Annotated in this window: 20 protein-coding genes; 11 read left to right on the top strand and 9 right to left on the bottom strand. The window is 70.9% G+C overall.

Going from position 1 to position 25,164, the window contains the following annotated elements:
- Positions 1-17 precede the first annotated feature (17 nt).
- The 5 genes from acnA (at position 18) to ACSC1Q_RS30145 (ending at position 7,814) form a co-directional block, all read left to right on the top strand.
- Positions 18-2,789: an aconitate hydratase AcnA gene (gene acnA / locus ACSC1Q_RS30125; RefSeq protein ID WP_436762062.1), complete on the top strand. Its 2,772-nt coding sequence runs from the start codon at positions 18-20 to the stop codon at positions 2,787-2,789.
- Between the two features lie 462 nt (positions 2,790-3,251).
- A complete protein-coding gene (locus ACSC1Q_RS30130; protein WP_436762063.1) occupies positions 3,252-4,370 on the top strand; it encodes a sugar ABC transporter substrate-binding protein in 1,119 nt (372 codons plus the stop codon).
- Between the two features lie 191 nt (positions 4,371-4,561).
- Positions 4,562-5,326 (top strand): ATP-binding cassette domain-containing protein, encoded by a 765-nt coding sequence (locus ACSC1Q_RS30135; protein WP_436762064.1) that lies wholly within the window; start codon positions 4,562-4,564, stop codon positions 5,324-5,326.
- Complete coding sequence (locus ACSC1Q_RS30140) at positions 5,323-6,570, top strand: sugar ABC transporter permease (RefSeq protein WP_436762065.1); 1,248 nt, start codon at positions 5,323-5,325, stop codon at positions 6,568-6,570. Before ACSC1Q_RS30135 ends, ACSC1Q_RS30140 begins: the two co-directional genes overlap by 4 nt.
- Before the next feature lie 35 nt (positions 6,571-6,605).
- The gene (locus ACSC1Q_RS30145) at positions 6,606-7,814 is read left to right on the top strand and encodes an ROK family transcriptional regulator (RefSeq protein ID WP_436762066.1); all 1,209 of its coding nucleotides are present in this window, start codon (positions 6,606-6,608) and stop codon (positions 7,812-7,814) included.
- A gap of 201 nt (positions 7,815-8,015) precedes the next feature.
- Here the strand turns inward: ACSC1Q_RS30145 and ACSC1Q_RS30150 are convergent, their stop codons facing one another.
- Both ACSC1Q_RS30150 and ACSC1Q_RS30155 read right to left on the bottom strand, forming a co-directional pair.
- A complete protein-coding gene (locus ACSC1Q_RS30150) occupies positions 8,016-8,405 on the bottom strand; it encodes a hypothetical protein (RefSeq protein ID WP_436762067.1) in 390 nt (129 codons plus the stop codon).
- Positions 8,406-8,697: 292 nt separating this feature from the next.
- Positions 8,698-9,528, bottom strand: coding sequence for a neutral zinc metallopeptidase (locus ACSC1Q_RS30155; protein ID WP_436762068.1), 831 nt, complete (start codon positions 9,526-9,528; stop codon positions 8,698-8,700).
- Between the two features lie 182 nt (positions 9,529-9,710).
- Here ACSC1Q_RS30155 and dxs point away from each other — a divergent pair, with 182 nt between their 5' ends.
- On the top strand, positions 9,711-11,630 hold the full coding sequence (dxs, locus tag ACSC1Q_RS30160; RefSeq protein WP_436762069.1) for a 1-deoxy-D-xylulose-5-phosphate synthase: 1,920 nt from the start codon (positions 9,711-9,713) through the stop codon (positions 11,628-11,630).
- 32 nt (positions 11,631-11,662) lie between these two features.
- On the opposite strand, the gene ACSC1Q_RS30165 is transcribed toward dxs, so the two are convergent.
- The gene (locus tag ACSC1Q_RS30165; RefSeq protein ID WP_436762070.1) at positions 11,663-12,325 is read right to left on the bottom strand and encodes a DedA family protein; all 663 of its coding nucleotides are present in this window, start codon (positions 12,323-12,325) and stop codon (positions 11,663-11,665) included.
- Positions 12,326-12,458: 133 nt separating this feature from the next.
- Between ACSC1Q_RS30165 and ACSC1Q_RS30170 the strand changes: the two genes are divergently transcribed.
- On the top strand, positions 12,459-13,919 hold the full coding sequence (locus ACSC1Q_RS30170) for an amino acid permease (protein ID WP_436762071.1): 1,461 nt from the start codon (positions 12,459-12,461) through the stop codon (positions 13,917-13,919).
- A 54-nt stretch (positions 13,920-13,973) separates the two neighbouring features.
- Here the strand turns inward: ACSC1Q_RS30170 and ACSC1Q_RS30175 are convergent, their stop codons facing one another.
- Both ACSC1Q_RS30175 and ACSC1Q_RS30180 read right to left on the bottom strand, forming a co-directional pair.
- Positions 13,974-16,076 carry a 3-hydroxyacyl-CoA dehydrogenase NAD-binding domain-containing protein gene (locus tag ACSC1Q_RS30175; protein ID WP_436762072.1) on the bottom strand — a complete coding sequence of 701 codons (2,103 nt, stop codon included), beginning with the start codon at positions 16,074-16,076 and terminating at the stop codon, positions 13,974-13,976.
- On the bottom strand, positions 16,073-17,272 hold the full coding sequence (locus ACSC1Q_RS30180; RefSeq protein WP_436762073.1) for a thiolase family protein: 1,200 nt from the start codon (positions 17,270-17,272) through the stop codon (positions 16,073-16,075). Before ACSC1Q_RS30180 ends, ACSC1Q_RS30175 begins: the two co-directional genes overlap by 4 nt.
- A 203-nt stretch (positions 17,273-17,475) precedes the next feature.
- Between ACSC1Q_RS30180 and ACSC1Q_RS30185 the strand changes: the two genes are divergently transcribed.
- Positions 17,476-18,468 (top strand): LacI family DNA-binding transcriptional regulator, encoded by a 993-nt coding sequence (locus ACSC1Q_RS30185; protein ID WP_436762074.1) that lies wholly within the window; start codon positions 17,476-17,478, stop codon positions 18,466-18,468.
- A 107-nt stretch (positions 18,469-18,575) separates the two neighbouring features.
- On the opposite strand, the gene ACSC1Q_RS30190 is transcribed toward ACSC1Q_RS30185, so the two are convergent.
- The 4 genes from ACSC1Q_RS30190 to ACSC1Q_RS30205 all read right to left on the bottom strand — a co-directional run bounded on the left by ACSC1Q_RS30190 (position 18,576) and on the right by ACSC1Q_RS30205 (position 22,573).
- Positions 18,576-19,322 carry a hypothetical protein gene (locus tag ACSC1Q_RS30190; RefSeq protein WP_436762075.1) on the bottom strand — a complete coding sequence of 249 codons (747 nt, stop codon included), beginning with the start codon at positions 19,320-19,322 and terminating at the stop codon, positions 18,576-18,578.
- Positions 19,323-19,449: 127 nt separating this feature from the next.
- Complete coding sequence (locus ACSC1Q_RS30195; RefSeq protein WP_436762076.1) at positions 19,450-20,295, bottom strand: sugar phosphate isomerase/epimerase family protein; 846 nt, start codon at positions 20,293-20,295, stop codon at positions 19,450-19,452.
- Positions 20,292-21,431: a dihydrodipicolinate synthase family protein gene (locus tag ACSC1Q_RS30200; protein WP_436762077.1), complete on the bottom strand. Its 1,140-nt coding sequence runs from the start codon at positions 21,429-21,431 to the stop codon at positions 20,292-20,294. The genes ACSC1Q_RS30195 and ACSC1Q_RS30200 overlap by 4 nt, the downstream gene beginning before the upstream one ends.
- Positions 21,431-22,573 carry a Gfo/Idh/MocA family protein gene (locus tag ACSC1Q_RS30205; protein WP_436762078.1) on the bottom strand — a complete coding sequence of 381 codons (1,143 nt, stop codon included), beginning with the start codon at positions 22,571-22,573 and terminating at the stop codon, positions 21,431-21,433. Before ACSC1Q_RS30205 ends, ACSC1Q_RS30200 begins: the two co-directional genes overlap by 1 nt.
- Before the next feature lie 221 nt (positions 22,574-22,794).
- On the opposite strand from ACSC1Q_RS30205, the gene ACSC1Q_RS30210 reads away from it, so the two are divergent.
- The 3 genes from ACSC1Q_RS30210 to ACSC1Q_RS30220 all read left to right on the top strand — a co-directional run bounded on the left by ACSC1Q_RS30210 (position 22,795) and on the right by ACSC1Q_RS30220 (position 25,104).
- Positions 22,795-23,349 (top strand): PadR family transcriptional regulator, encoded by a 555-nt coding sequence (locus ACSC1Q_RS30210; protein ID WP_436762079.1) that lies wholly within the window; start codon positions 22,795-22,797, stop codon positions 23,347-23,349.
- Between the two features lie 138 nt (positions 23,350-23,487).
- Complete coding sequence (locus ACSC1Q_RS30215; RefSeq protein ID WP_436762080.1) at positions 23,488-24,207, top strand: DUF8817 family protein; 720 nt, start codon at positions 23,488-23,490, stop codon at positions 24,205-24,207.
- 264 nt (positions 24,208-24,471) lie between these two features.
- A complete protein-coding gene (locus ACSC1Q_RS30220) occupies positions 24,472-25,104 on the top strand; it encodes an HNH endonuclease family protein (RefSeq protein WP_436762081.1) in 633 nt (210 codons plus the stop codon).
- The last annotated feature ends 60 nt before the right edge of the window (positions 25,105-25,164 follow it).

Genomic DNA, 25,164 nt, shown 5'->3' on the forward strand with positions numbered 1-25,164 from the left:
GATGAGGGAGGCGAACCGTGTCCGCCAACAGCTTCGGCAGTCGTGACACGCTCCGCGTCGGTGACGCGGGGTACGAGATCTACCGGCTGGACGCCGTGGAGGGGTCGGGACGTCTCCCGTACAGCCTGAAGATCCTGCTTGAGAACCTTCTCCGCACGGAGGACGGCGCGAACATCACCGCCGACCACATCCGCGCGATCGGCCAGTGGGACCCGAAGGCGGCCCCGAACGTGGAGATCCAGTTCACGCCGGCCCGCGTGATCATGCAGGACTTCACCGGCGTCCCGTGCGTCGTCGACCTGGCGACCATGCGCGAGGCCGTCCGCGACCTCGGCGGCGACCCCGCCAGGATCAACCCGCTCGCCCCGGCCGAGATGGTCATCGACCACTCGGTCATCGTCGACTTCTTCGGCGGCGCCGACTCCTTCCAGCGCAACGTCGACCGGGAGTACGAGCGCAACCGCGAGCGTTACCAGTTCCTGCGCTGGGGCCAGACCGCCTTCGACGAGTTCAAGGTCGTCCCGCCGGGCACCGGCATCGTGCACCAGGTCAACATCGAGCACCTGGCCCGCGTCGTGATGGTCCGCGACGGGAAGGCGTACCCGGACACCTGCGTCGGCACCGACTCCCACACCACCATGGAGAACGGCATCGGCGTCCTGGGCTGGGGCGTCGGCGGCATCGAGGCCGAGGCCGCGATGCTCGGCCAGCCGATCTCCATGCTCATCCCGCGCGTGGTCGGTTTCAAGCTGACCGGCAGGCTCCCCGCCGGTGCCACCGCCACCGACCTGGTGCTCACGATCACCGAGATGCTCCGCAAGCACGGCGTCGTCGGCAAGTTCGTGGAGTTCTACGGCGACGGCGTCTCCAGCGTGCCGCTGGCCAACCGGGCCACGATCGGCAACATGAGCCCCGAGTTCGGCTCCACCTGCGCGATCTTCCCGATCGACGGCCAGACGATCGACTACCTCACGCTGACCGGCCGCTCCGCCGAGCAGGTGGCCCTGGTCGAGGCCTACGCCAAGGCCCAGGGCATGTGGCTCGACCCCGAGGCCGAGGAGCCGGTCTTCTCCGAGTACATCGAGCTGGACCTGTCGACGGTCGTCCCGTCGATCGCCGGCCCCAAGCGGCCCCAGGACCGCATCGCGCTGTCGGACGCCAAGAGCGCCTGGCGCGCGGCCGTCAAGGACTACGTGTCGAGCGAGCAGGGCCCGCTCGACGAGGCGTCCGGCGAGTCGTTCCCGGCCTCCGACTCCCCGGCGGTCTCCCACGACGACAACGGCGACAAGCCGCACCCGGCCGATCTCAACGGCGAGCGCCCGCACAAGGTCGTCCAGGTCACGCTGGCCGACGGCACCGGCTTCGAGATCGACCACGGCGTGGTCACCATCGCCGCGATCACCAGCTGCACCAACACCTCCAACCCGTACGTCATGATGGGCGCCGCGCTGCTCGCCAGGAACGCGGTCGAGAAGGGCCTGACCCGCAAGCCGTGGGTGAAGACCTCGCTCGCCCCCGGCTCGCAGGTCGTCACCGGCTACTTCGAGCGCTCCGGCCTGCAGCCGTACCTCGACAAGATCGGTTTCAACCTGGTCGGCTACGGCTGCACCACCTGCATCGGCAACTCGGGCCCGCTGCAGGAGGAGATCTCCGCCGCCATCCAGGAGAACGACCTCGCGGTCACCGCCGTGCTGTCGGGCAACCGCAACTTCGAGGGCCGGATCAACCCCGACGTCAAGATGAACTACCTGGCCTCGCCGCCGCTGGTCGTCGCCTACGCCCTCGCGGGCACCATGGACCTCGACCTGAACAACGAGCCGCTGGGGACGGGCTCGGACGGGAAGCCGGTGTTCCTCGCCGACATCTGGCCGGCGCCCGAGGAGATCGCGGCGGTCGTCGCCTCCTCGATCGACCAGGAGATGTTCCTGCACGACTACGCCGACGTGTTCAAGGGCGACGAGACCTGGCGCTCGCTGCCGATCCCGACCGGCAACACCTTCGAGTGGGACCCCGACTCGACCTACGTCCGCAAGGCCCCCTACTTCGAGGGCATGCCGCCCGAGCCGGAGCCGGTGACCGACATCTCCGGGGCCCGGGTGCTCGCGAAGCTGGGCGACTCGGTCACCACCGACCACATCTCCCCGGCCGGCGCGATCAAGGTCGGCACCCCCGCCGCCGACTACCTGAAGGAGCACGGCGTCGGGGTCAAGGACTTCAACTCCTACGGCTCGCGCCGGGGCAACCACGAGGTCATGATCCGCGGCACCTTCGCCAACATCCGGCTGAGGAACCTGCTGCTCGACGGCGTGGAGGGCGGCTACACCCGCGACTTCACCCTCGACGGCGGGCCGCAGTCCTTCATCTACGACGCCTCGGCCAACTACCAGGCCGCGGGCGTCCCGCTCGTGGTCCTGGCCGGCAAGGAGTACGGCTCGGGCTCCTCGCGCGACTGGGCGGCCAAGGGCACCGCGCTGCTCGGCGTCCGCGCCGTCATCGCCGAGTCCTACGAGCGCATCCACCGTTCCAACCTCATCGGCATGGGCGTGCTGCCGCTGCAGTTCCCCGAGGGGGAGACGGCGCGGTCGCTCGGCCTGACCGGCGAGGAGACCTTCGACGTCACCGGCGTCGTGGCCCTCAACGAGGGCGGCGTCCCGCGGACCGTGACGGTCAGGGCCGACGACAAGGAGTTCCAGGCCGTCGTGCGCATCGACACCCCCGGAGAGGCCGACTACTACCGGCACGGGGGCATCATGCAGTACGTCCTGCGCTCCCTGCTCGCCAAGAGCTGAGCGGGGGGGCGAGGCCGCACGTAAGCCTCGCCCGCTTGGGGGCACACCCCAGACGAGAACCGCCCGGCGGGACACCATCCCGCCGGGCGGTTCCGTGCTTTCCGGGGACTTTCACGCGGCCCCGGCACCTGGGATTCCGGCGGATTCCCGGGGAGCCTTCGGGCGGGGGCCGTACCGTTTCCGGAAAAAGGCAGCTCAGAGCCGCGAACCCGGCAATGGCGGGGGGATCGGGAGGGGAAGGGGCCGCCGGGACCCGAGGCGGTTAAGGGCGCGTTTCTGGATTGTTACCGGCCACAACAAACTTTACCTCTGGAGGGTCTGGCGCTCCAGGCCAACGGCGGAATACGTTGCCGCAAACAACATTCAACGGAACGGTGAGCCGAGACCCGGCACAGCCGTACCCGCGAATTCGGCATGCCGCACGTCCGTACCCCCCAATTTCGAAGAAAGGACCCGTGCACCATGCGCAAGGGGATCCTCAGCCTTACCGCCGCCGCCGCGGCGATGACCCTCGGCCTCACCGCTTGCGGGAGCGACAGCCCCGAGACCAGCGCTTCGAGCAGTGCCGCCCCTGCGGAGAGCACGGCCGCCGCCGCGGGCAAGGTCGGCGTCATCCTTCCCGACAGCAAGTCCTCCGCCCGCTGGGAGACCGCGGACCGCAAGTACCTGGAGGAGGCGTTCAAGGCCGCGGGTGTCGCCTACGACATCCAGAACGCCCAGGGCGACAAGACCCAGTTCCAGACCATCGCCGACCAGATGATCACCAACGGCGCCACGGTCCTGATGATCGTCAACCTTGACAGCGGCACCGGCAAGGCCGTGCTCGACAAGGCCAAGGGGCAGGGCGTCGCCACCATCGACTACGACCGCCTCACCCTCAACGGTGGCGCCCAGTACTACGTCAGCTTCGACAACACCAAGGTCGGCACCCTGCAGGGTGAGGGCCTGGTGAAGTGCCTGACCGACAAGAAGGCCGAGAAGCCGATCGTCGCCGAGCTCAACGGCTCGCCGACCGACAACAACGCCACGCTGTTCAAGAACGGCTACGACGGCGTGCTCAAGGCCAAGTACGACTCCGGCGACTACGTCAAGGGCCCGGACCAGTCCGTCCCCGACTGGGACAACGCCCAGGCCGGCACGATCTTCGAGCAGATGCTCACCGAGCAGCCGAAGATCGCCGGCGTCCTGGCCGCCAACGACGGTCTCGGCAACGCCGCCATCTCGGTCCTGAAGAAGAACAACCTGAACGGCAAGGTCCCGGTCACCGGCCAGGACGCCACCGTGCAGGGCCTGCAGAACATCCTCGCCGGCGACCAGTGCATGACGGTCTACAAGGCGATCAAGAAGGAGGCCGACGCGGCCGCCGAGCTCGCCATCGGCCTGGCCAAGGGCGAGAAGCCCGCGGCGACCGGGAGCGTCAAGGACACCGAGAGCGGCGCCGACGTGCCCGCCGTCCTCCTCGACCCGCAGCCGATCTTCTTCGACAGTGTCAAGGACGTCGTCGCCGACGGCTTCGTGACCAAGGACGAGCTGTGCACCGGCGAGTTCGCCGACAAGTGCACCGAGGCCGGAATCCAGTAGGGCGCGGAGGGCGCGGCCGGTCGTTCCCCCCGGCCGGCCGCGCCCTCGCGCTCGATCGCGGCACACCTCATCCCGCGCGCCGGGAGACGCGGCAGGCGGACGTCTCCCGGCGCGCGGGGCGGGACGCCGCCCGCAGGCGCCCGAGCCGCGCGAGCTTCGCCGCGCGAAATGAACACAGGGAGCACAACCCCATGACCCCCGCACTGGAACTCCGCGGGATCGACAAGAGTTTCGGTCCCGTACAGGTCCTGCACGACGTCTCCCTCTCCGCGTACGCGGGAGAGGTGACCGCGCTGGTCGGCGACAACGGCGCAGGCAAGTCCACCCTCGTCAAGTGCGTCGGAGGCATCCACTCGATCGACTCCGGCGAGTATCTCTTCGACGGCAAGCCCGTCCAGATCGGCAGCCCGCGCGACGCGGCCGACCTGGGCATCGAGATCGTCTACCAGGACCTCGCGCTCTGCGACAACCTCGACATCGTCCAGAACATGTTCCTCGGCCGCGAGCACAAGCGCGGCATCGTCCTCGACGAGGACACGATGGAGGAGATGGCGGCCAGGACCCTGGAGAGCCTGTCGGTCAGGACCGTCAAGTCCATCCGCCAGCTCGTCGCCAGCCTCTCCGGCGGCCAGCGCCAGACGGTGGCCATCGCCAAGGCCGTGCTGTGGAACAGCAAGGTCGTCATCCTCGACGAGCCGACCGCCGCCCTCGGCGTCGCCCAGACGGCGCAGGTGCTGGAACTGGTCAGGCGCCTCGCCGACCAGGGCCTCGCCGTCGTCCTGATCTCGCACAACATGAACGACGTCTTCGCCGTGTCCGACCGGATCGCCACCCTCTACCTCGGCCGGATGGCGGCCCAGGTCAAGACCTCGGACGTCACGCACGCGCAGGTCGTCGAACTGATCACCTCCGGCCGCAGCGGGGACCTCGGCCTCACCAACGGAGTCACCGTATGACCGCCACGATCTCACCGAAGACCGTACACGAGGCACCCTCGATCAGGACCAACGTCCGCGGCTACGCCGAGAGGGTACGCGGCGGCGACATGGGCGCGCTGCCCGCGGTGTTCGGCCTCGTGGTGCTCTGCACGATCTTCGCCATCCTGCGGCCCTCCTTCCTCACCTCGGGCAACTTCGCCAACCTGTTCACCCAGGGCGCCGCGGTCACCGTGATCGCCATGGGCCTGGTCTTCGTGCTGCTCCTCGGCGAGATCGACCTGTCGGCGGGTTACGCCAGCGGCGTCTGCGCCGCGGTGCTCGCGATCATGCTCAGCAGCCAGGGACTGCCCTGGTACGTGGCGGTGGGCGCGGCGATCCTCACCGGCGTGGTGATCGGCACCTCGATCGGCGCCGTCGTCGCGAAGCTCGGCATCCCGTCGTTCGTGGTGACGCTCGCGGCCTTCCTCGCCTTCCAGGGACTGGTCCTGCTGCTCGTCAAGGGCGGCACCATCGTCGCCATCCGTGACGAGACCATCCTGTCGATCGCCAACAAGAACCTCCCGCCCACGCTGGGCTGGATCCTGCTGGCCGTGGGCGTCGCCGCCTACGCCGGACTCCAGCTGCTGCGTGCCCGCAAGCGCGCCGCCCGGGGCCTCACCTCCGACCCGATCTCGCTGATCGCGGTCAGGGTCGGCGCCCTCGCGCTGCTCGGCGGCCTCGCCGTCTACTTCCTCAACATCGAGCGCAGCCGCAACGTCGCCGTCGTCTCCCTGGCGGGCGTGCCGCTCGTGGTGCCCATCATCGTGGTGCTGCTGCTGATCCTGACGTTCGTGCTGCGCCGCACGGCGTACGGGCGCCACCTGTACGCGGTCGGCGGCAACGCCGAGGCCGCGCGCCGGGCGGGCATCAACGTCGACCGGATGAAGATCAGCGCCTTCGTGATCTGTTCCTCCATGGCCGCCGTCGGCGGCATCATCGCCGCCTCGCGGGCCAGCTCGGTCGACCCCAACACCGGCGGCAGCAACGTGCTGCTCTACGCGGTCGGCGCCGCCGTCATCGGCGGCACCAGCCTGTTCGGCGGCAAGGGACGGGTGCTGGACGCCATCCTCGGCGGTGCCGTGGTCGCGGTCATCGAGAACGGCATGGGCCTGATGGGCTACAGCTCCGGAGTGAAGTTCATGGTGACCGGATCGGTCCTGTTGCTGGCCGCCATGGTGGACGCTTTGTCCCGCAAGCGGGCGGCCGCCACTGGTCTAAGGTGATCAGCGACTCCGATTCACCGAAGGAACATCACGTCATGCGGGCAGGCCCCTCCCAGGAGGAGATCAGGCGTCACAACCTCGGGGCCCTGCTACGGCACGTCCATCTGAGCGGCCCCACCTCGCGTGCGGAACTCACCAACCGGATGGGCCTCAACCGCAGTACCATCATGGCCCTCACCGCCGACCTGACCGCCGCGGGACTGGTCAGGGAGGAACTCCCCAGGGAGACGGGCCGGGCCGGACGCCCGTCCCTGGTGGTCCGCCCGGAGTCGGCGCGGGTCTACGTGTTCGCCCTCGACGTGGGCGTCGACCGGCTGGTCGCCGCCCGCGTCGGCCTGGGCGGCACCATCCTCGACCGCCGCGAGACGGCACGGCGGCGCGGGGACTTCTCCCTGGAGGAGATCGTCGGCCCGCTCGCCGCCTTCGTACGGCAGATGCACCGCAGGACCCGCCCCGACACGGTGTGCGTCGGGGTGGCGGCGGCCTTCTCCGGGGGAGTGGGACGCGGCGACGGGGTCGTCAGGTTCGGGCCCAACATGGTCACCGTGGACGACGTGCCGTTCGCCGACGAGATGACCCGGCGGCTGGCCTTCGGCCTGCCGATCACCGTCGGCAACGACGCCAACCTCGCGGCCCTCGCCGAGCAGACCCGGGGCGTCGGCGTCGGCTGCCGCGACCTCGTCTACCTCCACGGTGACGTCGGCATCGGCGGGGGAGTGATCGTCAACGGCCAGTTGCTCGGCGGTCACCTGGGCTTCGGCGGCGAGGTCGGGCACATGATCGTCAACCCTGACAAGGGGCGGCTCTGCGGGTGCGGCTCGCACGGCTGCCTGGAGGCGGAGGTCGGGGAGCGCGCCTTCCTGGAGGCCGCGGGCCGGTTCGGCTCCCGGGTCGGCAGGGACGCCGTCCGCGCCGCGGTCGACGCCGCCGACCGGGGGGACGTCGTCGCGCAGGCGGCCCTGAGCCGCGTCGGCGACTGGCTCGGCCTGGGCGTCTCCAACCTCGTCAACCTGTTCAACCCCGAGATGGTCGTCTTCGGGGGCACGCTCAGGGAGATCTACCTCGGCTCCGCCGCGCAGGTCCGCAGCCGCCTCGCCCTCGACGCCCTGCCTCCGTGCCGCGAGCACCTGCGCCTGCGCACCTCGGCCCTCGGCGATGACGCCACCCTCGTCGGCGCCGCCGAACTGGCCTTCTCCCAGGTCCTCGCGGACCCCCTCGAAGTCCTCGCCCGCGCGGGCTCCTGATCCTCCCGCGCCGTTCCGGCGGCGGTGAGGGGCGGGGCGTGCCCGCTGCCCGGGACGGGGGCGTTCCGATCCGCGGCGGTTCGCGGCGATCCGGATTCTTGGACGATCGGTGTGTCGTGGTTTTTGTAGTGTTCTGTGGCGATTCGCGGGGTGTCGCGCCGTCGGCACCCGGAGCTCGCGGGTGCCGACGGGGGCGCGGGGTTACTTCACGAGACCGGCGACCAGGTTGCGCAGCTCGATGTGACCGGCCTTGAGCTCGGCGACGTCACCCTCGACGCGCTTCACGGAGAGCTCCAGGTTGCCGACGGAGCGCTTGACCACGGAGAGCTCCTCGCGGAGCTCGGCGTGCCCGGTTCGCATCTCGGCGCGGAGCTCGTCTTGACCGGCGCGCAGTTCGTCCTGTCCGGTTCGGAGTTTGTCCATCTCCGTCCGTATTCCAGACATCTCCGTCCGGATCCCGGACACCTCCGTTCGCAGGTCGGTCAGGACCTCGACGATCCCGGTGTTGATCACCTTGCTCTCCTCGTTCTCCAGGCGGAGCTTGGCGACGTCCGTTTCCAGGACGCGCAGGCGGGTGTCCGTGGTGCTCATGTCTGTCTTCTCTCCTTGCCGTCGACCAGCGGGGGGACCGAGCCTGGTTCCGTGGCGAGGAGGACGCTCACGGGGAGGGTTTCAGGCGGCGTCGCCAGGTTACCGGCTGTCACGAGATCGTCGCCACCCGTGTTCGCGTTTCCCGGGGAGATCGTCCGGGCCGGGCGGGCGGGGAGATGGGTACCCTCCGGAGGACAGGGCTTACACCGGGTGGAAAAAACGACCACCCGCCGCGCGTCCTGGGGACGGCGGCGGGTGGTCGTGGAAAACGGAGATCGGCCGGTCAGGTGACTCAGGCGACGCGGCCGGAGGGGGCCGACCAGGTGTTGCAGCCGGACGGGGAGCCCGCGTCGAAGCCGCGCTCCATCCAGTAGGCCTGGCTGCGGCCCTTGCCGTGGTCGTTCTTGGGCCAGTTCTTGTGCCCGTTGTCGTTGACCCAGCTGACCATCGCCTCCCACTGCGCCTGCTCGACCGGCAGGTCGTCGGCGGCCTGGCGCAGGAAGGCGGAGGCCAGGCAGTCGGCCTGCAGTTCGAGGCGGCGGGAGAAGGCCAGCTTGGTGGACGAGGAGGCCCGCCAGATGCTGCGGCCGTAGTAGTCCATGATGCCCGCGAGGCGCTGCACGTGGTGGCCGTACTCGTGGGCGATGAACTGGGCGTGGTTGGCCGGGTGGGCGTTCTTCAGGACCTCACGCGTGACACCGATGTAGATGGTGCGGTTGCTGGAGCAGTACAGCCCCCCGGCGCTGCTGGGCCACTTCCCGCAGGGGGTGGTCACCTTGATGGTGGAGAAGCGCAGCTTGGGGTGGGAGAACGCCAGGTTGGTCTTCCTGAACTGGGTCTTCCAGGCCAGGTTCAGGCAGCGGACGAGCTTGGTGACGAAGGCACGGTAGGAGGCCGCGCTCCCCGCGCGGATCTGTCCGGCCTGGCAGCGCATGGTGGGCAGGGTGCCGGTGCGGTAGAGGGGGCTGGCCGTGGCGGCGGCCCGGCCGCGCGGGGGCGCCTGCTCCCCGGTGGTGGAGGTGTTCGTGCCCGGCGCCGTCCCGGTGACCGGCGCGACCTGCTGCGAGGCGGAGGGCGCGATGGTCGGTGAGGCGGAGGCGCCGGCCGGGCTCAGGCCCGTCACCAGCGCAAACGTCAACGAGGCGGCAACAAGAGACGACAGTTGCCTAAAGGGGAGAGTTTTCATGGTGGGGCAAAGGTTATTGCAAGTGTGGATAAAACGTGCAGAATCCCCGCCCCCGGAGGTTGCGTCTCCCATCGCAACTAGACTCGTCGTGACGTTGACTGGACAGAGAGGATGATTCCGTGAGCGAGCGGACCGGGCAGCCTGGAAATCTTCTGGAGTCGGTCAAGGGGCCAGGGGACCTCAAGCGCCTGGCGGTGGACGAGCTACCGGTCCTCGCCGCCGAGATCAGGGACCTCCTGATCGCCTCCACCGCCCGCAGCGGTGGTCACCTCGGCCCCAACCTCGGCGTCGTCGAGTTGACGATCGCGATGCACCGGGTCTTCGACTCGCCACACGACCGCATCCTGTGGGACACCGGCCACCAGGCCTACGTCCACAAGATGCTCACCGGCCGGGCCGGGCGTTTCGGCACGCTCCGCCAGGAGGGTGGCCTGTCGGGCTACCCGAGCCAGGCCGAGTCCGAGCACGACATCATCGAGAACTCCCACGCCTCGACCGCGCTGTCGTACGCCGACGGCCTGGCCAAGGCGTACCGGCTGAAGGGGGAGGCCGGCCGCACGGTCGTCGCGGTGATCGGGGACGGCGCGCTCACCGGCGGCATGGCCTGGGAGGCGCTCAACAACATCGCGGCGCGCAAGGACCTGCCGCTGATCATCGTGGTCAACGACAACGGCCGCTCCTACTCGCCGACCATCGGAGGGCTCGCCTCCCACCTGGCCTCCCTGCGCACGAACCAGCGCTACGAGGACGTGCTCGACTTCGTCAAGGGCAACCTGACCAGGGTCCCGGTCGTCGGCTCCCCCGTCTACGACGCCCTGCACGGCGTCAAGAAGGGCCTCAAGGACGTCCTCGCCCCGCAGGTCATGTTCGAGGACCTCGGCCTGAAGTACATCGGGCTGGTCGACGGCCACGACGAGCAGGCCGTGGAGGCCGCGCTGCGCAGGGCCCGCGACTTCCGCCGCCCGGTCATCGTGCACGTGCTCACCAAGAAGGGCTTCGGCTACTCCCCGGCGGAGAACCACGACGAGGACTGTTTCCACTCGCCGGGCGTCTTCGACCCGCTCACCGGTGAGGAGAAGCCGAAGCCGCACGGCTGGACCAACGTCTTCGGCCAGGAGATGGTGCGCCTGGGCGCCGAGCGGCGCGACATCGTGGCGATCACCGCCGCGATGCTCGGCCCCACCGGCCTGATCCCGTTCTCCGAGGCCTACCCCGACCGCCTCTACGACGTCGGCATCGCCGAGCAGCACGCCCTCACCAGCGCCGCCGGTCTGGCGCTCGGCGGCCTGCACCCGGTGGTGGCCGTCTACGCCACCTTCCTCAACCGGGCCTTCGACCAGCTCCTGATGGACGTCGCCCTGCACCGGCTCCCCGTCACGGTCGTGCTCGACCGGGCGGGCGTCACCGGCGACGACGGCGCCAGCCACAACGGCATGTGGGACCTGTCGATCCTGCAGGTCGTCCCCGGCCTGTCGGTCGCCGTCCCCCGCGACGAGCCCCGCCTGCGCGAGCTGCTGGCCGAGGCCGTGGAGATCGACGACGGCCCGACCGTCGTGCGCTACCCCAAGGGGGCGGTGGCCGCCGAGATCGAGGCGGTCGGCCGTCTCGGCGAGATGGACGTGCTGCGCGAGGGCGACCCCGACGTGCTGCTCGTGGCCGTCGGCCCGATGGCCGAGCTGTGCCTGGAGGCCGCGGACCTGCTCGACGCCCAGGGCATCTCCGCCACGGTGGTGGACCCGCGCTGGGTCAAGCCCCTGGACGAGGCCCTGGTCCCGGCCGCCCGCGCCCACAAGCTGGTCGTGGTGGTCGAGGACAACGGCCGGGTGGGCGCGGTCGGCGACGCGGTGGCCCGCATGCTGCGCGACGCCGACGTCGACGTCCCGGTCCGCACCTACGGCATCCCGCAGCGCTTCCTCGACCACGCCAAGCGCCCGAAGATCCTCGGCGAGATCGGCCTGACCTCGCAGGACATCGCCCGCCAGATCACCGAGGCGATCGCGAAGCGCTCCCCGGCCCTGGAGAACCACCCGACCCGCTGACAGCGTCCCCCGGCGTCCCCCGGCGTCCCCGGCTACCCGAGGATCTTCCCGGTCGCGTCCACGTCACCCGTGCCGGTGGCGTCGCCCGTGCCCGTCCCTGTGTCCGTCCCCTCCCGGGGCGGGCGGGCGCGGTGGTTGATCACGAGGAGGCCCGCGACCACGACGGCCACGCACACGAGGATCGGCACCAGCAGGTGCCGGTTCTGGCGCAGGGCGTCGCCCGCGAGGGCGCCCAGCGACAGATAGACGGTCACCCATGCCGCGCCGCCCGCCATGGCCCAGCGGACGAGACGCGTGTACGGCACGCTCCGGGCCCCGGCGGCGATCGGGGTGAGCGAGCCGACCACGGGCAGGAAGAAGGCCGCCGCCAGGGCCGTGCCGCTCCCCGCGCCCGTCGCCGTGGCCAGCCGCTCGGCCCGCGACCAGCGCCGCTCGCCGATCCGGCGCCCGGCCTTGCCACGCCGCAGCCGCGATCCGTACCGGCGGCCGACGAGCCAGCCGCCGGTCGCGTACAGGACGCACCCCGCGCACCCGGCGAGCGCCACCACCGCGACGCCCCAGGGATCCGCCAGCGACGCCCCCGCCACGAGGATCGCCGCGACACCGGGTATCAGGGATCCGGCGAACGCCAGCACCGCGAGGAGTATCGAGCCGACCAGGTACGGGGACGACGACTGCAGCATGTCCAGGAGCATGCCCCCAGGATCGCGGGCGCGGGCGGCGGGCGGCATCGGGGACCTTCCCCCAAACAACCCCGAGTTCGCCGTTCGGCGGCCTGTCCGCTGGGCATGTGATCTGAAACACAGTACCGGCGGTCGAGGAGGGGCCATGAGTGTCTTGCGCGTCAAGTCGGTGGAGCAGTCGATCTCGGATACCGAGGCACCGGAACACCGGCTGCGCAAGGATCTCAGCGCGCTCGACCTCACCGTCTTCGGCATCGGCGTCGTCATCGGCACCGGCATCTTCGTGCTCACCGGCCGGGTCGCCAGGGAGATGGCCGGGCCCGCGGTCGCCCTGTCCTTCGTGGTCGCGGGCGTCGTCTGCGCGCTGGCGGCGCTCTGCTACGCCGAGTTCGCCTCCACCGTCCCGGCGGCGGGGTCCGCGTACACCTTCGCCTTCGCCACCCTCGGCGAGTTCCCCGCCTGGATCATCGGCTGGGACCTGATGCTGGAGATGATGCTCGGCGCCGCGGTCGTCGCGGTCGGCTGGTCGGGATACCTGACCTCGCTGCTGGCGTCCCTGGGGATAACACTGCCGGGCGCGATCGCGGGGGAGGGGGCGGTGTTCAACCTGCCCGCCGCGCTGATCGTGCTCGTCCTCACCGCGGTCCTGGTCGTCGGGATCAAGCTGTCGTCCCGGTTCAACCTGGTCATCGTCACGATCAAGCTCGCGGTCATCCTGCTGGTCGTCGTGGCCGGGCTGTTCTTCGTCAGGGCCGCCAACTACACCCCGTTCGTCCCGCCGTCGAAGGTGACCCCCGCGGTGGAGGGGCTCTCCGCGCCGCTGATCCAGGTGCTGTTCGGGATCACCCCGGTCGCGTTCGGGGCGCTGGGTATCTTCAGCGCCGCGGCCATCGTGTTCTTCGCCTACATCGGCTTCGACGTGGTCGCCACCGCGGCCGAGGAGACGCGCGACCCGCAGCGGGACCTGCCCATCGGCATCCTGGCCTCGCTCGGCATCTGCACGGTGCTCTACGTCGCGGTCTCCCTCGTCGTCGTGGGCATGCAGCCCTACGGTCGGCTCAGCGAGGCGGCGCCGCTGGCCGACGCGTTCAAGGCCGTCGGCCAGACCTGGGCCGCGTCGCTGATCAGCGTCGGCGCCCTGGCGGGCCTGACGACGGTCGTGATGATCCTCATGATGGGCATGTCGCGGGTGATGTTCGCCATGTGCCGCGACAACCTGCTGCCGCGCGGGCTGGCCAAGGTGCACCCCAAGTACCGGACCCCGTACCTCATCACCATCATGATGGGCGTCGTCGTCGCGGCCCTGGCCGGGCTGGTGCCGCTCGCCACCATCGCCGAGCTGGTCAACATCGGCACGCTCTTCGCGTTCGTGGTGGTCTCGATCGCGGTGGTCATCCTCCGCCGCACCCGCCCCGACCTGCCGCGTTCCTTCCACACCCCGCTGGTGCCGCTGGTGCCGGTCCTGTCGGTGCTCGCCTGCCTCTACCTGATGCTCAACCTCCCGGTGGAGACCTGGCTCAGGTTCGTGACGTGGATGCTGCTGGGGATCCTCATCTACTTCGGGTACGGCTACCGGCACAGCAGGCTGTCGGAGCACTCCCGGTAAGAGCCGTACGGCTCCCCCGCCAGGAGAGGACGGGGGAGCCGTACGGGAAGAACGTCAGGCGGGGACCGAGGCCACGCCCTGCGGCAGGAAGCGCGGCTCGGCGATGCCCGCCCGGTCGAGGTACGGCGTGACGCCGCCCAGGTGGAACGGCCAGCCCGCGCCGAGGATCATGCACAGGTCGATGTCCTGGGGAGCCGAGACCACGCCCTCCTCCAGCATGAGGCGGATCTCCTCGGCCAGCGCGCGCAGCGCCCGCAGCCGTACCTCCTCCGCCGTCGACGGGGAGGTGCCGCCGGTGAAGAGGGCCACCGCCTCGGGGTCCAGCGAGAAGTCCGGCGCGTAGACACCCGGCTTGCCCGCCGCGACCAGCCGCGCGAGGTTCTCCGACACCCCGTAGCGGGCCGGGAAGGCCTCGTGCATCGTCTCGGCGACGTGCAGCGCCACGGCGGGGCCGACGAGCTGCAGCAGCGCGAACGGGGTCATCGGCAGGCCGAGCCCGTCCAGCGCGTGGTCGGCGACCTCCAGCGGGGTGCCCTCGTCGACGGCGCCGATGACCTCGCCCATGAAGCGCGTCAGCAAGCGGTTGACCACGAACGCGGGCGCGTCCTTGACCAGCACGGACGACTTCCTCAACGACCGGCCGACGGAGAAGGCCGTGGCGAGCGTCGCGTCGTCGGTCCGCGCCCCCCGGACGATCTCCAGCAGCGGCATCACCGCGACCGGGTTGAAGAAGTGGAAGCCCACCACGCGCTCCGGGTGGCGCAGCCCCGAGGCCATCTCGGTCAGCGAGAGCGAGGAGGTGTTGGTGGCCAGCGCGCACTCGGCGGAGACGACCTCCTCCACCTCGGCGAACACCTTCCGCTTCACCTTCATGTCCTCGAACACGGCCTCGATGACGAAGTCGGCGTCGGCGAACGCGTCCTTGGTCAGCGAGCCGGTCACCAGCGCCTTGAGCCGGTTGGCCTGGTCGGCGGAGACGCGCCCCTTGCCGAGCAGCTTGTCCACCTCGGCGTGGACGTAGCCGACGCCCCTGTCCAGCCGGTCCTGGTCCAGGTCGGTCAGCACGACCGGGACCTCCAGGCGGCGGGCGAACAGCAGCGCCATCTGCGAGGCCATCAGGCCCGCGCCGACGACGCCGACCTTGGTGACCTTGCGGGCGAGCGCCTTGTCGGGGGCGCCCGCTGGCCTCTTGGCGCGCCGCTGGACCAGGTCGAAGGAGTACAGGCCGGCGCGGAGCTCGTCGCCCATGAGGAGGTCGGCCAGCGCCCGGTCCTCGGCGTCGAAGCCCTCGTCGCGCGAGGCGGTGCGGGCCAGCTCGACCAGCTCCAGCGCCCGGTACGGGGCCGGGGAGGCGCCGTGCAGCCTCAGGTCGAGCAGGAAGCGCGCGTCGGCGACCGTCTTGGCCCAGTCCTGCCCGGTGTCGTCCCCGGTGTGGTCGGCGCGGGAGACCGTCACGTCACCGCGCAGCACCTGGGCGGCCCAGCGCAGCGACTCCTCCAGGAAGTCGGCGGGCTCGAACATCGCGTCGGCGACACCGAGCGCGAACGCCTCCCCGCCCTTGGTCACGCGGTTCTGCGCGAGCGGGTTCTCGACGATCAGCTTGACGGCCGCGGCCGGGCCGATCAGGCGGGGCAGCAGCTGGGTGCCGCCCCAGCCGGGGACCAGGCCGAGGAAGCACTCGGGCAGCGCCACGGCGGGCACGCCGGAGGAGATGGTGCGGTACGTGCAGTGCAGCGCGACCTCCAGGCCGCCGCCCATCGCCGCGCCGTTCACGAACGCGAACGACGGCACGTCCAGCTCGCCGAGGCGGCGGAACACGTCGTGCCCCAGCCTGCCGATCCGCAGCGCCTGCTCCCGCTCGGAGACCAGCGCGGCGCCCTTGAGGTCGGCGCCGACGGCGAAGACGAACGGCTTGCCGACGACGCCCACCGCCGCCAGGTCGCCGCGCCCGGCGACCGCGTCTAGGGCCTCGCCCAGCGAGGTCAGCCCGCCGGGGCCGAACGTCGAGGGCTTGGTGTGGTCGAAGCCGTTGTCCAGCGTGATCAGGGCCATGACGCCCGCCCCGTACGGCAGCTCCACGTCGCGGACGGCCGCCTTGGTGACGACCTCGTCGGCGAAGAGCCCGGTGATGTCCGTAGTGCCTGTGGTGTCCGTCACTTCTCGCCCTCCCAGCCGAGGTTCTCCCAGATGACCGTTCCGCCCATGCCCAGGCCCACGCACATCGTGGTCACGCCGTAGCGGACGTCGGGGCGCTCGCCGAACTCGCGGGCGAGCTGCGTCATCAGGCGCACCCCGGAGGAGGCGAGCGGGTGGCCGAAGGCGATGGCGCCGCCGTAGGGGTTCACCCGGGGGTCGTCGTCGGCGACGCCGAAGTGTTCGAGGAACGCCAGCACCTGCACGGCGAACGCCTCGTTGATCTCGAACAGCCCCAGGTCGGAGACGGAGAGCCCGGCCAGGCGCAGCGCCCGCTCGGTGGAGGGGATCGGCCCGACGCCCATCACCTCGGGGTCCACGCCCGCGAAGGCGTACGAGACCAGGCGCATCTTCGGCGTGAGGCCGAGCTCCTCCGCGACGTCGGCGGCGGCCATGACGCAGCCGGTGGCGCCGTCGTTGATGCCGGAGGCGTTGCCCGCGGTGACCCGGCCGTGCGGGCGGAACGGGGTCTTCAGCCCGGCGAGGCCCTCCAGCGTGGTGCCGGGGCGGGGCGCCTCGTCGGCGGTGGCCAGCCCCCAGCCCTTCTCCGCGGACCTGATCGCCGTCGGGACCAGGTCCGGCTGGATCCTGCCGTCGGCGTACGCCTTGGCGACCTTCTCCTGCGAGGCGAGGGCGAAGGCGTCCGCGCGGTCCTTCGTGATGGAGGGGTAGCGGTCGTGGAGGTTCTCGGCGGTCATGCCCATGACGAGAGCGGAGCCGTCCACGAGCTGCTCGGCCAGGAAGCGGGGGTTGGGGTCGACGCCCTCGCCCATGGGGTGGCGGCCCATGTGCTCGACGCCGCCGGCGATGGCGACGTCGTAGGCGCCGAAGGCGATGCCGCCGGCGACCGAGGTCACCGCGGTCATCGCGCCCGCGCACATGCGGTCGATCGAGTAGCCGGGCACGGTCTTGGGCAGCCCGGCCAGGATCGCGGCGGAACGGCCCAGGGTGAGGCCCTGGTCGCCGATCTGGGTGGTGGCCGCGATGGCCACCTCGTCGACGCGCTCGGGAGGCAGATTCGGGTTACGCCGGATCAGCTCGCGGATGACGCGGATCACCAGGTCGTCGGCGCGCGTCTCGGCATACAGGCCCTTGGGGCCCGACCTGCCGAATGGCGTGCGCACACCGTCGACGAATACGACGTCACGAGACGAAGGCACGGGGTTCGCTCCTCGTTGCTGGATGGCTTCCCCACCATGCTACTCGTCAGTAACAACGCTTGGCGCGGCCGGGCGGGCGAGAGGTGGGTAAGTTGTCCCCAGGGGCGTACGGGTCTACGGCCCCACCTCGCGGGCCGTGTCGTGGATGCGGGGGCGGGGATAACTCTGGCAGACTTTGGAAAACGCTTTCCGGGAGGTTGTCGGTGGTCACGCTTGAGGATGTCGCCCGGCAGGCGGGCGTCTCGCTCGCCACGGCGTCGCGGGTGCTCAACGGCAGCACCCGGCAGGTGGGCGCCTCCCTGCGGGCCAAGGTGGAGCTGGCCGCCGCCGAGCTGGGCTACCGCACCAACGTGGCCGCGCAGACCCTCGCCAGGGGGGCCAGCAACGTGATCGGCCTGGTCGTCCACGACCTCACCGACCCCTACTTCGCCGCGATCGCCGACGGGGCCATGCGGGTCGCCGAGAGCCAGGGGCTCATGGTCATGATCGGCACCACCCACCGCGACCCCCAGCGGGAGATCGCCTACGTCTCGACGCTCAACGCCCAGCGGGTCCGCGCCGTGCTGCTCGTCGGCTCCCGCGTCACCGACCCGGAGCTGACCCGGCGGCTCCGCACGGAGCTCGACCACTACCGGGAGTCGGGGGGCCGGGTCGCCTGCGTGGGCCAGAACCTGCTCGGCGTCGACACGGTGGTCCCGGACAACCGCCTGGGCGCCGCCGAGCTCGCCCGTGCTCTGGCCGGGCTGGGGCACCGCAACTTCGCGATCCTCGCCGGGCCCGACTGGCTGATCGCGCCCAGGGACCGGGTGGAGGGGTTCGGCGACGCGCTGAAGGAGCTCGGCCTGCCCGCGCCGCGCGTCCTGCACGGCTCCTTCGACCGGGAGGGCGGCTACGAGGCGGCCACCCGGCTGTCCGGGATCACGTGCGTCTTCGCCGTGAACGACGTGATGGCGGTGGGCGCCCTGGCCGCCTTCAGGGACCGGGGCATCCGGGTCCCCGAGGACGTCTCCGTGGCCGGCTTCGACGACATCTTCACCCTGCGGGACCTGGTTCCGTCGCTGTCCACCGTACGGCTGCCGCTCGCCGACATGGGCGTCCGCGCGCTGGAGCTGGCCCTCGACCCGTCCGGGGAGTCCAGGACCGAGACCGTGACCGGAGAGGTGATCCTCCGGGAGAGCACCCGCGGCCTGGGGTGACACCACCTCCGTCGCGGCACGTCGTCACGACGAGCGGCCCGGACACCCTCAGGGGTGTCCGGGCCGCTCGTGCCGTAGGTCGTAGGGGGGGAGGGGGCGGGGAGGGGTCAGCGCATGCCGGGAACGGGGTTTCCCTGCTCGTTGACCGGCGGGACGATGATCTGCCCGCGCAGCCAGCGAATCGTCCTGATGACCCCGTCGCCGTAGCCGGGGGAGTGCTGGCGCCCCCGGCCGAGCTGCCGGGACACGTCCTCGGCCGCGCTCTCCTCCATGCCGAGGTTGAGGCCGGTCGGCCCGTGGATGGGGCGGGGCGTGTTACGGACCGGGGACTTCCGGCGAGTGCCGAGGACCCACTCGCACACGGCGATGGTGCCCGAGCACCACTCCTTCTCCCACTCGCCCGACGCGTTGGGCCGGCCCTCGCCGGCCAGCGCGGCGATCCTGGCGATCTCGGCCTCGGTGCGCAGGATCACGCCGCGCCCGCCGACCAGGTGTCCCCAGCCCTCCGAGGACCTGCGGCCGGGGATGGGCAGCCCGTCCTTGGCGCCGATCAACCAGTTGAGGGTGCTGATGACCCCGTCGGCCGGCACGACCCGGCCTTCGCGCGGAACCCGCTCGGCGGCGTCGATCTCGGCGCGCGCGTCGGCGAGGGTGGGCTGGGACCCGTTGGTGGGGCGGCCGCTGATCGGCGCCTGCTCCCGCTTGCCCAGGGCCCAGAGGATCGCCTCTCCCTGGCCGGAGGGGGCCGAGTCGGGGTTGGCCGCCTCCCACCCCCTGATCGCTTCCAGTACGGCCATCACATGTTCCGGCGGCCGCTGTACGGCGGGGCTGGCTTCGCTTTCTGCGGTCGTCATACCCCTACCGTACGAGTACCTGCCATGTCACTCCAACGTGAAGCGGTAATCCAGGCCGGGCAAACACGTTTTCCCGCGTGTTGGAACGGTCCCCCGCCCCCGGGACACCGTGGCGGGGGACCGCGTGTCAATCGCCGACGAACTCGGCGAAGGCGGCCTTCACCCTGGCCAGGATCCCGTCGGGGTCGGCGGCCCACACGTCCGCGTTGAAGATCTCCACCTCGATGTCCCCCGTGTAGCCCGCCTCGGCCACCGCCCGGTTCAGCGGCGCGAAGTCGATCACCCCGTCGCCCATCATCCCCCGGCCGAGCAGCACGTCGGCGGGGAGCGGCGACAGGAAGTCGCACACCTGGTAGCTCGCGATCCGGCCCGAGGCCCTGGCGATCTCCTCCAGCACCCGGGGGTCCCACCACACGTGGAAGGTGTCGACGACGACGCCCACCTGCTCGGCGGGGTGCGGCTCGGCCAGGTCGAGCGCCTGGCCGAGGGTGGACAGCACGGCCCGGTCGGCGCAGTACACGGGATGCAGCGGTTCGAGGGCGAGCCGCACCCCGCGCTCGCCCGCGTACGGGGCCAGCACGGCCAGTGCCTCGGCGACCCGCTCCCGCGCGGCGGGCAGGTCGCGGGAGATCGTGCCCAGCGGCTCGCCCGGCACCACGCCGGGCAGGCCGCCGACCACCATGACCAGGCAGGCGGCGCCCAGCGTCGCGGCCTCGTCGATCGCCCTGCGGTTGTCGTCCAGGGCCTCGGGGCCGCCGGAGGTGAGGAACCCGCCCCGGCACAGCGACGACACCCGCAGCCCGGCGTCCGCGACGAGCTTCACGGTCCGCTCCAGGCCCTGCGCGGCGACGTCCTGCCGCCACAGGCCGATGGCCTCGACGCCGTGCCGCGCGCACCCGTCGACGGCCTCGGCCACCGACCACCGCTTCGTGGTCCACTGGTTCAGCGAGAACCGGCTCGTGCGCGCGCTCACAGGCCGTTCACCGCCAGCAGGGAGCGCATCCGGGAGACCGCCAGCCCGGGATCGGCCAGCAGCCCGGCCTCATCGGCCAGGCGGAACACCTCGGCCAGGTGGGGCAGGGAACGGGCCGCCTGGGCGCCGTTGACCATGGCGAAGGCGTCCTGGTGGCCGTTGAGCCACGCCAGGAAGACGATGCCCGTCTTGTAGTTGTACGTCGGGGCCTCGAAGATCTTCCGCGAGAGCGGGACCGTGGGCTCCATGATCTCGTCGTACCGCCCGAGGTCGCCCGCGTCGAGCGCCTCCAGGGCCGCGGCGGCGGCGGGGGCGATCGCGTCGAAGATCCCCAGGAGGGCGTGGCTGCCCGACCTGATCAGCGAGGGGTAGTTGAAGTCGTCGCCGGTGTAGAGCCGCACGCCCTCGGGCAGCGCCGCGCGCAGCCCGGTCTCGTGCCCGGCGTCCAGCAGCGAGACCTTGACCCCGTCCACCTTCGCCGCGTGGTCGCGGATCAGGGACAGGAACGACGCGGTGGCCTCGGGCACGTCCCGCGAGCCCCAGTAGCCCGCCAGGTTCGGGTCGAACATCTCGCCCAGCCAGTGCAGGATCACCGGGCGGTCGATCCGGGAGAACAGCTCGCCGTAGACCCGGTGGTAGTCCTCCGGGCCCCGCGCGATCGCGGCCAGCTGGCGGCTCGCCATCACGATGACCCCGGCGCCCGCGTCCCGCACGGTCTCGATCTGCTCGGCGTAGGCCGCCACGACCTCGTCCAGGGTCCGGGCGTGCGGTGCCTGGTCGGTGCCCGCGCCGCAGGCCACCAGCTCCGCCGGGTCGCCGAAGGCCTTCGCCTCGGTGGCGCTGCGCCGGATCAGCTCCCGGGTGGCCGCCCAGTCGAGACCCATGTTGCGCTGGGCGGTGTCCATCGCGTCGGCGACCCGCAGCCCGTACGACCACAGGTGGTTCCTGAAGCGCAGGGTGGCGTCCCAGTCGACGGCGGCGGGGGAGCCGGGGGTGTTGTCGCCGAGCGGGTCGGCGACCACGTGGGCGGCGGCGTAGACGACGCGGCTCGCGGCCGGGCCCGCGGGCCTGGTCCAGGTGACCGGCTCGCGCAGGGTGTGCTCCCCGCCGGGCAGCGCGATCCTCAGGGCGGTCATCAGGGTTCCACCGGCAGGCGGCGGCCCTCGGCGGAGGAGCGCAGGCCCAGCTCGGCGAGGCGGACGCCGCGCGCGCCCGAGGCGAAGTCGTAGGGGAAGGGCGCGTCCTCGGCCACGTGGCGGACGAACCGCTCCCACTGGATCTTGAAGCCGTTGTCGAACTCCGCGTTGTCGGGCACCTCCTGCCAGCCGTCCCTGAAGCGGGCGGTGGCGGGCAGGTCGGGGTTCCAGACCGGCTTGGGAGTGGTGGTGCGGTGCTGGATCCGGCAGTTGCGCAGGCCCGCGACGGCACTGCCGTGCGTGCCGTCCACCTGGAACTCCACCAGCTCGTCGCGGTTCACCCTGACGCTCCAGGAGGAGTTGATCTGCGCGATGATCCCGCCCTCCAGCTCGAACACCCCGTAGGCGGCGTCGTCGGCGGTGGCCCGGTAGCTCTCCCGGCGCTCGTCCACCCGCTCGGTGATGTGGGTGACGGCCTGGGCGTAGACCGAGGTGACCCGGCCGAACAGGTTCTCCAGCACGTACGCCCAGTGCGGGAACATGTCGAGGACGATGCCGCCGCCGTCCTCGGTGCGGTAGTTCCACGACGGGCGCTGCGCGTCCTGCCAGTCGCCCTCGAACACCCAGTAGCCGAACTCGCCGCGCACCGACAGGACGCGGCCGAAGAAGCCGCCGTCGATCAGGCGCTTGAGCTTGAGCAGGCCCGGCAGGAAGAGCTTGTCCTGCACGACGCCGTTCTTCACGCCCCGCGCGGTCGCGGCCTCGGCCAGCGCCAGCGCGTCCCCGTACGTCTCGGCGGTCGGCTTCTCCGCGTAGATGTGCTTGCCCGCCTCGATCGCCGCGAGCACCGCCTTCACCCGGGCCTGGGTGACCTGGGCGTCGAAGTAGATCAGGTTGGTGTCGTCCGCGAGGGCGGTGTCGAGGTCGGTGGTCCAGTCCGCGATGCCGTGCTCGCCCGCCAGCCTCTCCAGCTTCTCCGCGCTCCGGCCCACCAGCACCGGCCTGAGCAGAACCCTCCCGCCGTCCGACAGCGTCACGCCGCCCTGCTCGTTGATCGCCAGGACCGATCGGACCAGGTGCTGGCGGTAGCCCATGCGGCCCGTGACACCGTTCATCACGACGCCGATGCTTTGGGGGGACATCTTTCTCCGACCTCCAGGTGGAAAGCGCTTTCCTTTCCACGGTACGGCAGCCGTCCCGCCTGCTGCAAGCACCAGGGGAAAGGAGGAATGAGCTGGAGGACGCCGCGGAGGGGGCGCAAGAGCCTCGCGGCTGCCGGTCCGGGGGGGAGCGCGCCCCCCGCTCCTCCGGCGGGGCCGGACCGGTAGGCTCCGGTCACCGATCGTTCGGAGGTGGGGGCAGGGTGTCGGCCATCCGGCTGCTGGTGCTCGGGGCCGTCCGTGAGCGTGGCCGGGCGCACGGCTACCAGGTGCGCGGCGACCTGGAGACCTGGGGCGCGCACGAGTGGTCCACGGCCAAGCCCGGCTCGATCTACCACGCGCTCAGGCAGCTGGCCAAGCAGGGGCTGCTGCGCGCCCACGAGCTGGCGCCGAGCGCCGCGGGCGGGCCGCCGCGCGTGGAGTACGAGCTCACCGACAAGGGTGACGCGGAGTTCCTGGCCATGTTGCGCACGGCCCTGGCCAGGCACGACCAGAAGATCGACGAGCTGACGGCCGGGGTGGGTTTCCTCGACTGCCTGCCCAGGGAAGAGGTGGTCGCGCTGCTGAGGGAGCGGCTGGCGGCGCTCGACGGCTGGCGGGCGGAGGTCGCCCGCCACTGGTCGTCCGACGAGGCGGACTCCCGGGACTGGGAGCCGACGGCCGAGATCATGCGACTCTGGACGCACTTCTCCGGCAGCGGCGCCGAGTGGACCCGCGGGCTGATCGAACGCCTGGAAGGGGACGCGCGCAGGTCCTGAGAGGCGGTGCCGGCGCCTTTTCGTACGGGGGCGTTTCCGGGCGGGGTGTGACAATCCGGGAGGCGTTCTCCTTTGGCCGCCGCTACACTCGGGCCCGAGAGTAGTAAAATTTGACTACTGCATATTCGGAGGAGCGCGATGGCCGACGAGACGACCGTGCCGGCACTGCCCTGCCGATCGATCGACGAGATCGAGGAGTTCTACACCGCGCTGGGTTTCACCAGGACCTACCACCAGCTCCGCCCGAACCCGTACCTCGCCCTGCGGCGGGAGGACATCCACCTGCACTTCTTCGCCATCCCGGGCTTCAACCCGGAAGACTCCTACGGCACCTGCATCATCACCGTCCCCGACACCGGAGCTCTCTTCGGCGCCTTCGCCGAGGGCATGCGATCCACGTACGGAAAGCTCCTCATCTCCGGGATCCCCCGGATGACCAGGCCCAGGAAACGGAAGAACGTCGACAACCTCGCCGGGTTCACGATCGTCGATCCGGGAGGGAACTGGATCCGGATCTTCCCCGCGTCCAAGGACGCGATCCAGGAGGAACCCCCGACCGGCAAACTCGCCACGGCACTGCGGAACGCCGTCGTCATGGGCGACTCCCACGGCGACCCCCGGCAGGCCGCCAAGATCCTCGACGGCGCGCTGGCGCGAGCCGGGGACGCGCCGAACACGGACCTCGTCGAAGCGCTCCTCTACCGCGCCGAGATGGCCCTGGCGCTCTCCGACCGCGAGCGGGCGGGCGAGCTGCTGGCCCGCGTCCGCGCGATCCCCCTGGACGCCGCGGAGCGGGAACGGCTGGCCGGGTCGCTGGCCGGTGCCGACGACATCGAGGCGTCCCTTTCTGCCGGCTGAACCTCGCGGGGATTCGGCGTTTACTCAATCTTCACGGCGCGTTCGCAGGGAAAAGGGAAATCCGCGCGTTTTCGCACGCCATGTCCTCGCAGATCAAACGGGTCCGATCGTGAACCAAGGCACTATCCGACCAAGCGTGTCCTGACTCGTCGTCAAACCATGACATTTCCGCATTTGTCATGAGTTGAGACGTTCCGTCTGTCCTCCTCTCGCCGTGCCCAGACCCCCCGACTGGCCGAGGTGGAGCGACAGAAGGGGCCACTCGTGAAACGAGTCGTCACCGGTGTTTCGGCTGCCCTCACAGCGATTCTCCTCACCCTTTCCCTGACGACGGGAAGCGCGTCGGCGACCCCGCCCAACATTCCCTCGGCGGCCACCGCCGCCAGCAGGCTGGCGACGCTCACCGTCGCCGCGGAGACCAACCAGTCCTCCTACAACCGGTCGCTGTTCAACCACTGGATCACCATCAGCGGCGCCTGCAACACCCGCGAGACGGTGCTCAAGAGGGACGGTACGGGAGTGGTCGTCGACTCCAGCTGCGCGGCCACCTCCGGCCGCTGGTACTCCCCGTTCGACGGCGCCACCTGGACCGCCGCGAGCGACGTCGACATCGACCACATGGTGCCGCTCGCCGAGGCGTGGCGCTCGGGCGCCTACGCGTGGACCAGCGCGCAGCGCCAGTCCTACGCCAACGACCTGGGCGGCCCCGAGCTGTGGGCGGTCACCGACAACGTCAACCAGGCCAAGGGCGACCAGGACCCCTCGACGTGGCAGCCGCCGCTGAGCGGCTTCGACTGCACCTACGCCAGGGCGTGGATCCAGGTGAAGTACTACTGGAAGCTGACGCTGCAGAGCTCGGAGAAGAGCGCCCTGCAGGGCATGCTCGCGACCTGCTGAGCGTCCCTTCCCGAGAAACGTCCCTTCCCGAGAAACGTGTCTTCCTGAGGAGCGTCCCTT

Source organism: Streptosporangium heterodermiicola, assembly GCF_051390675.1.
In the GTDB taxonomy this organism is placed as follows: Bacteria; Actinomycetota; Actinomycetes; order Streptosporangiales; family Streptosporangiaceae; genus Streptosporangium.

Coding starts and splice junctions, on each gene's coding strand:
- ACSC1Q_RS30135 (WP_436762064.1), top strand. CDS start 4,562: ATGACCCCCGCACTGGAACTCCGCGGGATCGACAAGAGTTTCGGTCCC.
- ACSC1Q_RS30130 (WP_436762063.1), top strand. CDS start 3,252: ATGCGCAAGGGGATCCTCAGCCTTACCGCCGCCGCCGCGGCGATGACC.
- ACSC1Q_RS30205 (WP_436762078.1), bottom strand. CDS start 22,573: ATGTCCCCCCAAAGCATCGGCGTCGTGATGAACGGTGTCACGGGCCGC.
- ACSC1Q_RS30140 (WP_436762065.1), top strand. CDS start 5,323: ATGACCGCCACGATCTCACCGAAGACCGTACACGAGGCACCCTCGATC.
- ACSC1Q_RS30170 (WP_436762071.1), top strand. CDS start 12,459: ATGAGTGTCTTGCGCGTCAAGTCGGTGGAGCAGTCGATCTCGGATACC.
- ACSC1Q_RS30165 (WP_436762070.1), bottom strand. CDS start 12,325: ATGCTCCTGGACATGCTGCAGTCGTCGTCCCCGTACCTGGTCGGCTCG.
- ACSC1Q_RS30145 (WP_436762066.1), top strand. CDS start 6,606: ATGCGGGCAGGCCCCTCCCAGGAGGAGATCAGGCGTCACAACCTCGGG.
- ACSC1Q_RS30190 (WP_436762075.1), bottom strand. CDS start 19,322: ATGACGACCGCAGAAAGCGAAGCCAGCCCCGCCGTACAGCGGCCGCCG.
- ACSC1Q_RS30215 (WP_436762080.1), top strand. CDS start 23,488: ATGGCCGACGAGACGACCGTGCCGGCACTGCCCTGCCGATCGATCGAC.
- ACSC1Q_RS30200 (WP_436762077.1), bottom strand. CDS start 21,431: ATGACCGCCCTGAGGATCGCGCTGCCCGGCGGGGAGCACACCCTGCGC.
- ACSC1Q_RS30150 (WP_436762067.1), bottom strand. CDS start 8,405: ATGAGCACCACGGACACCCGCCTGCGCGTCCTGGAAACGGACGTCGCC.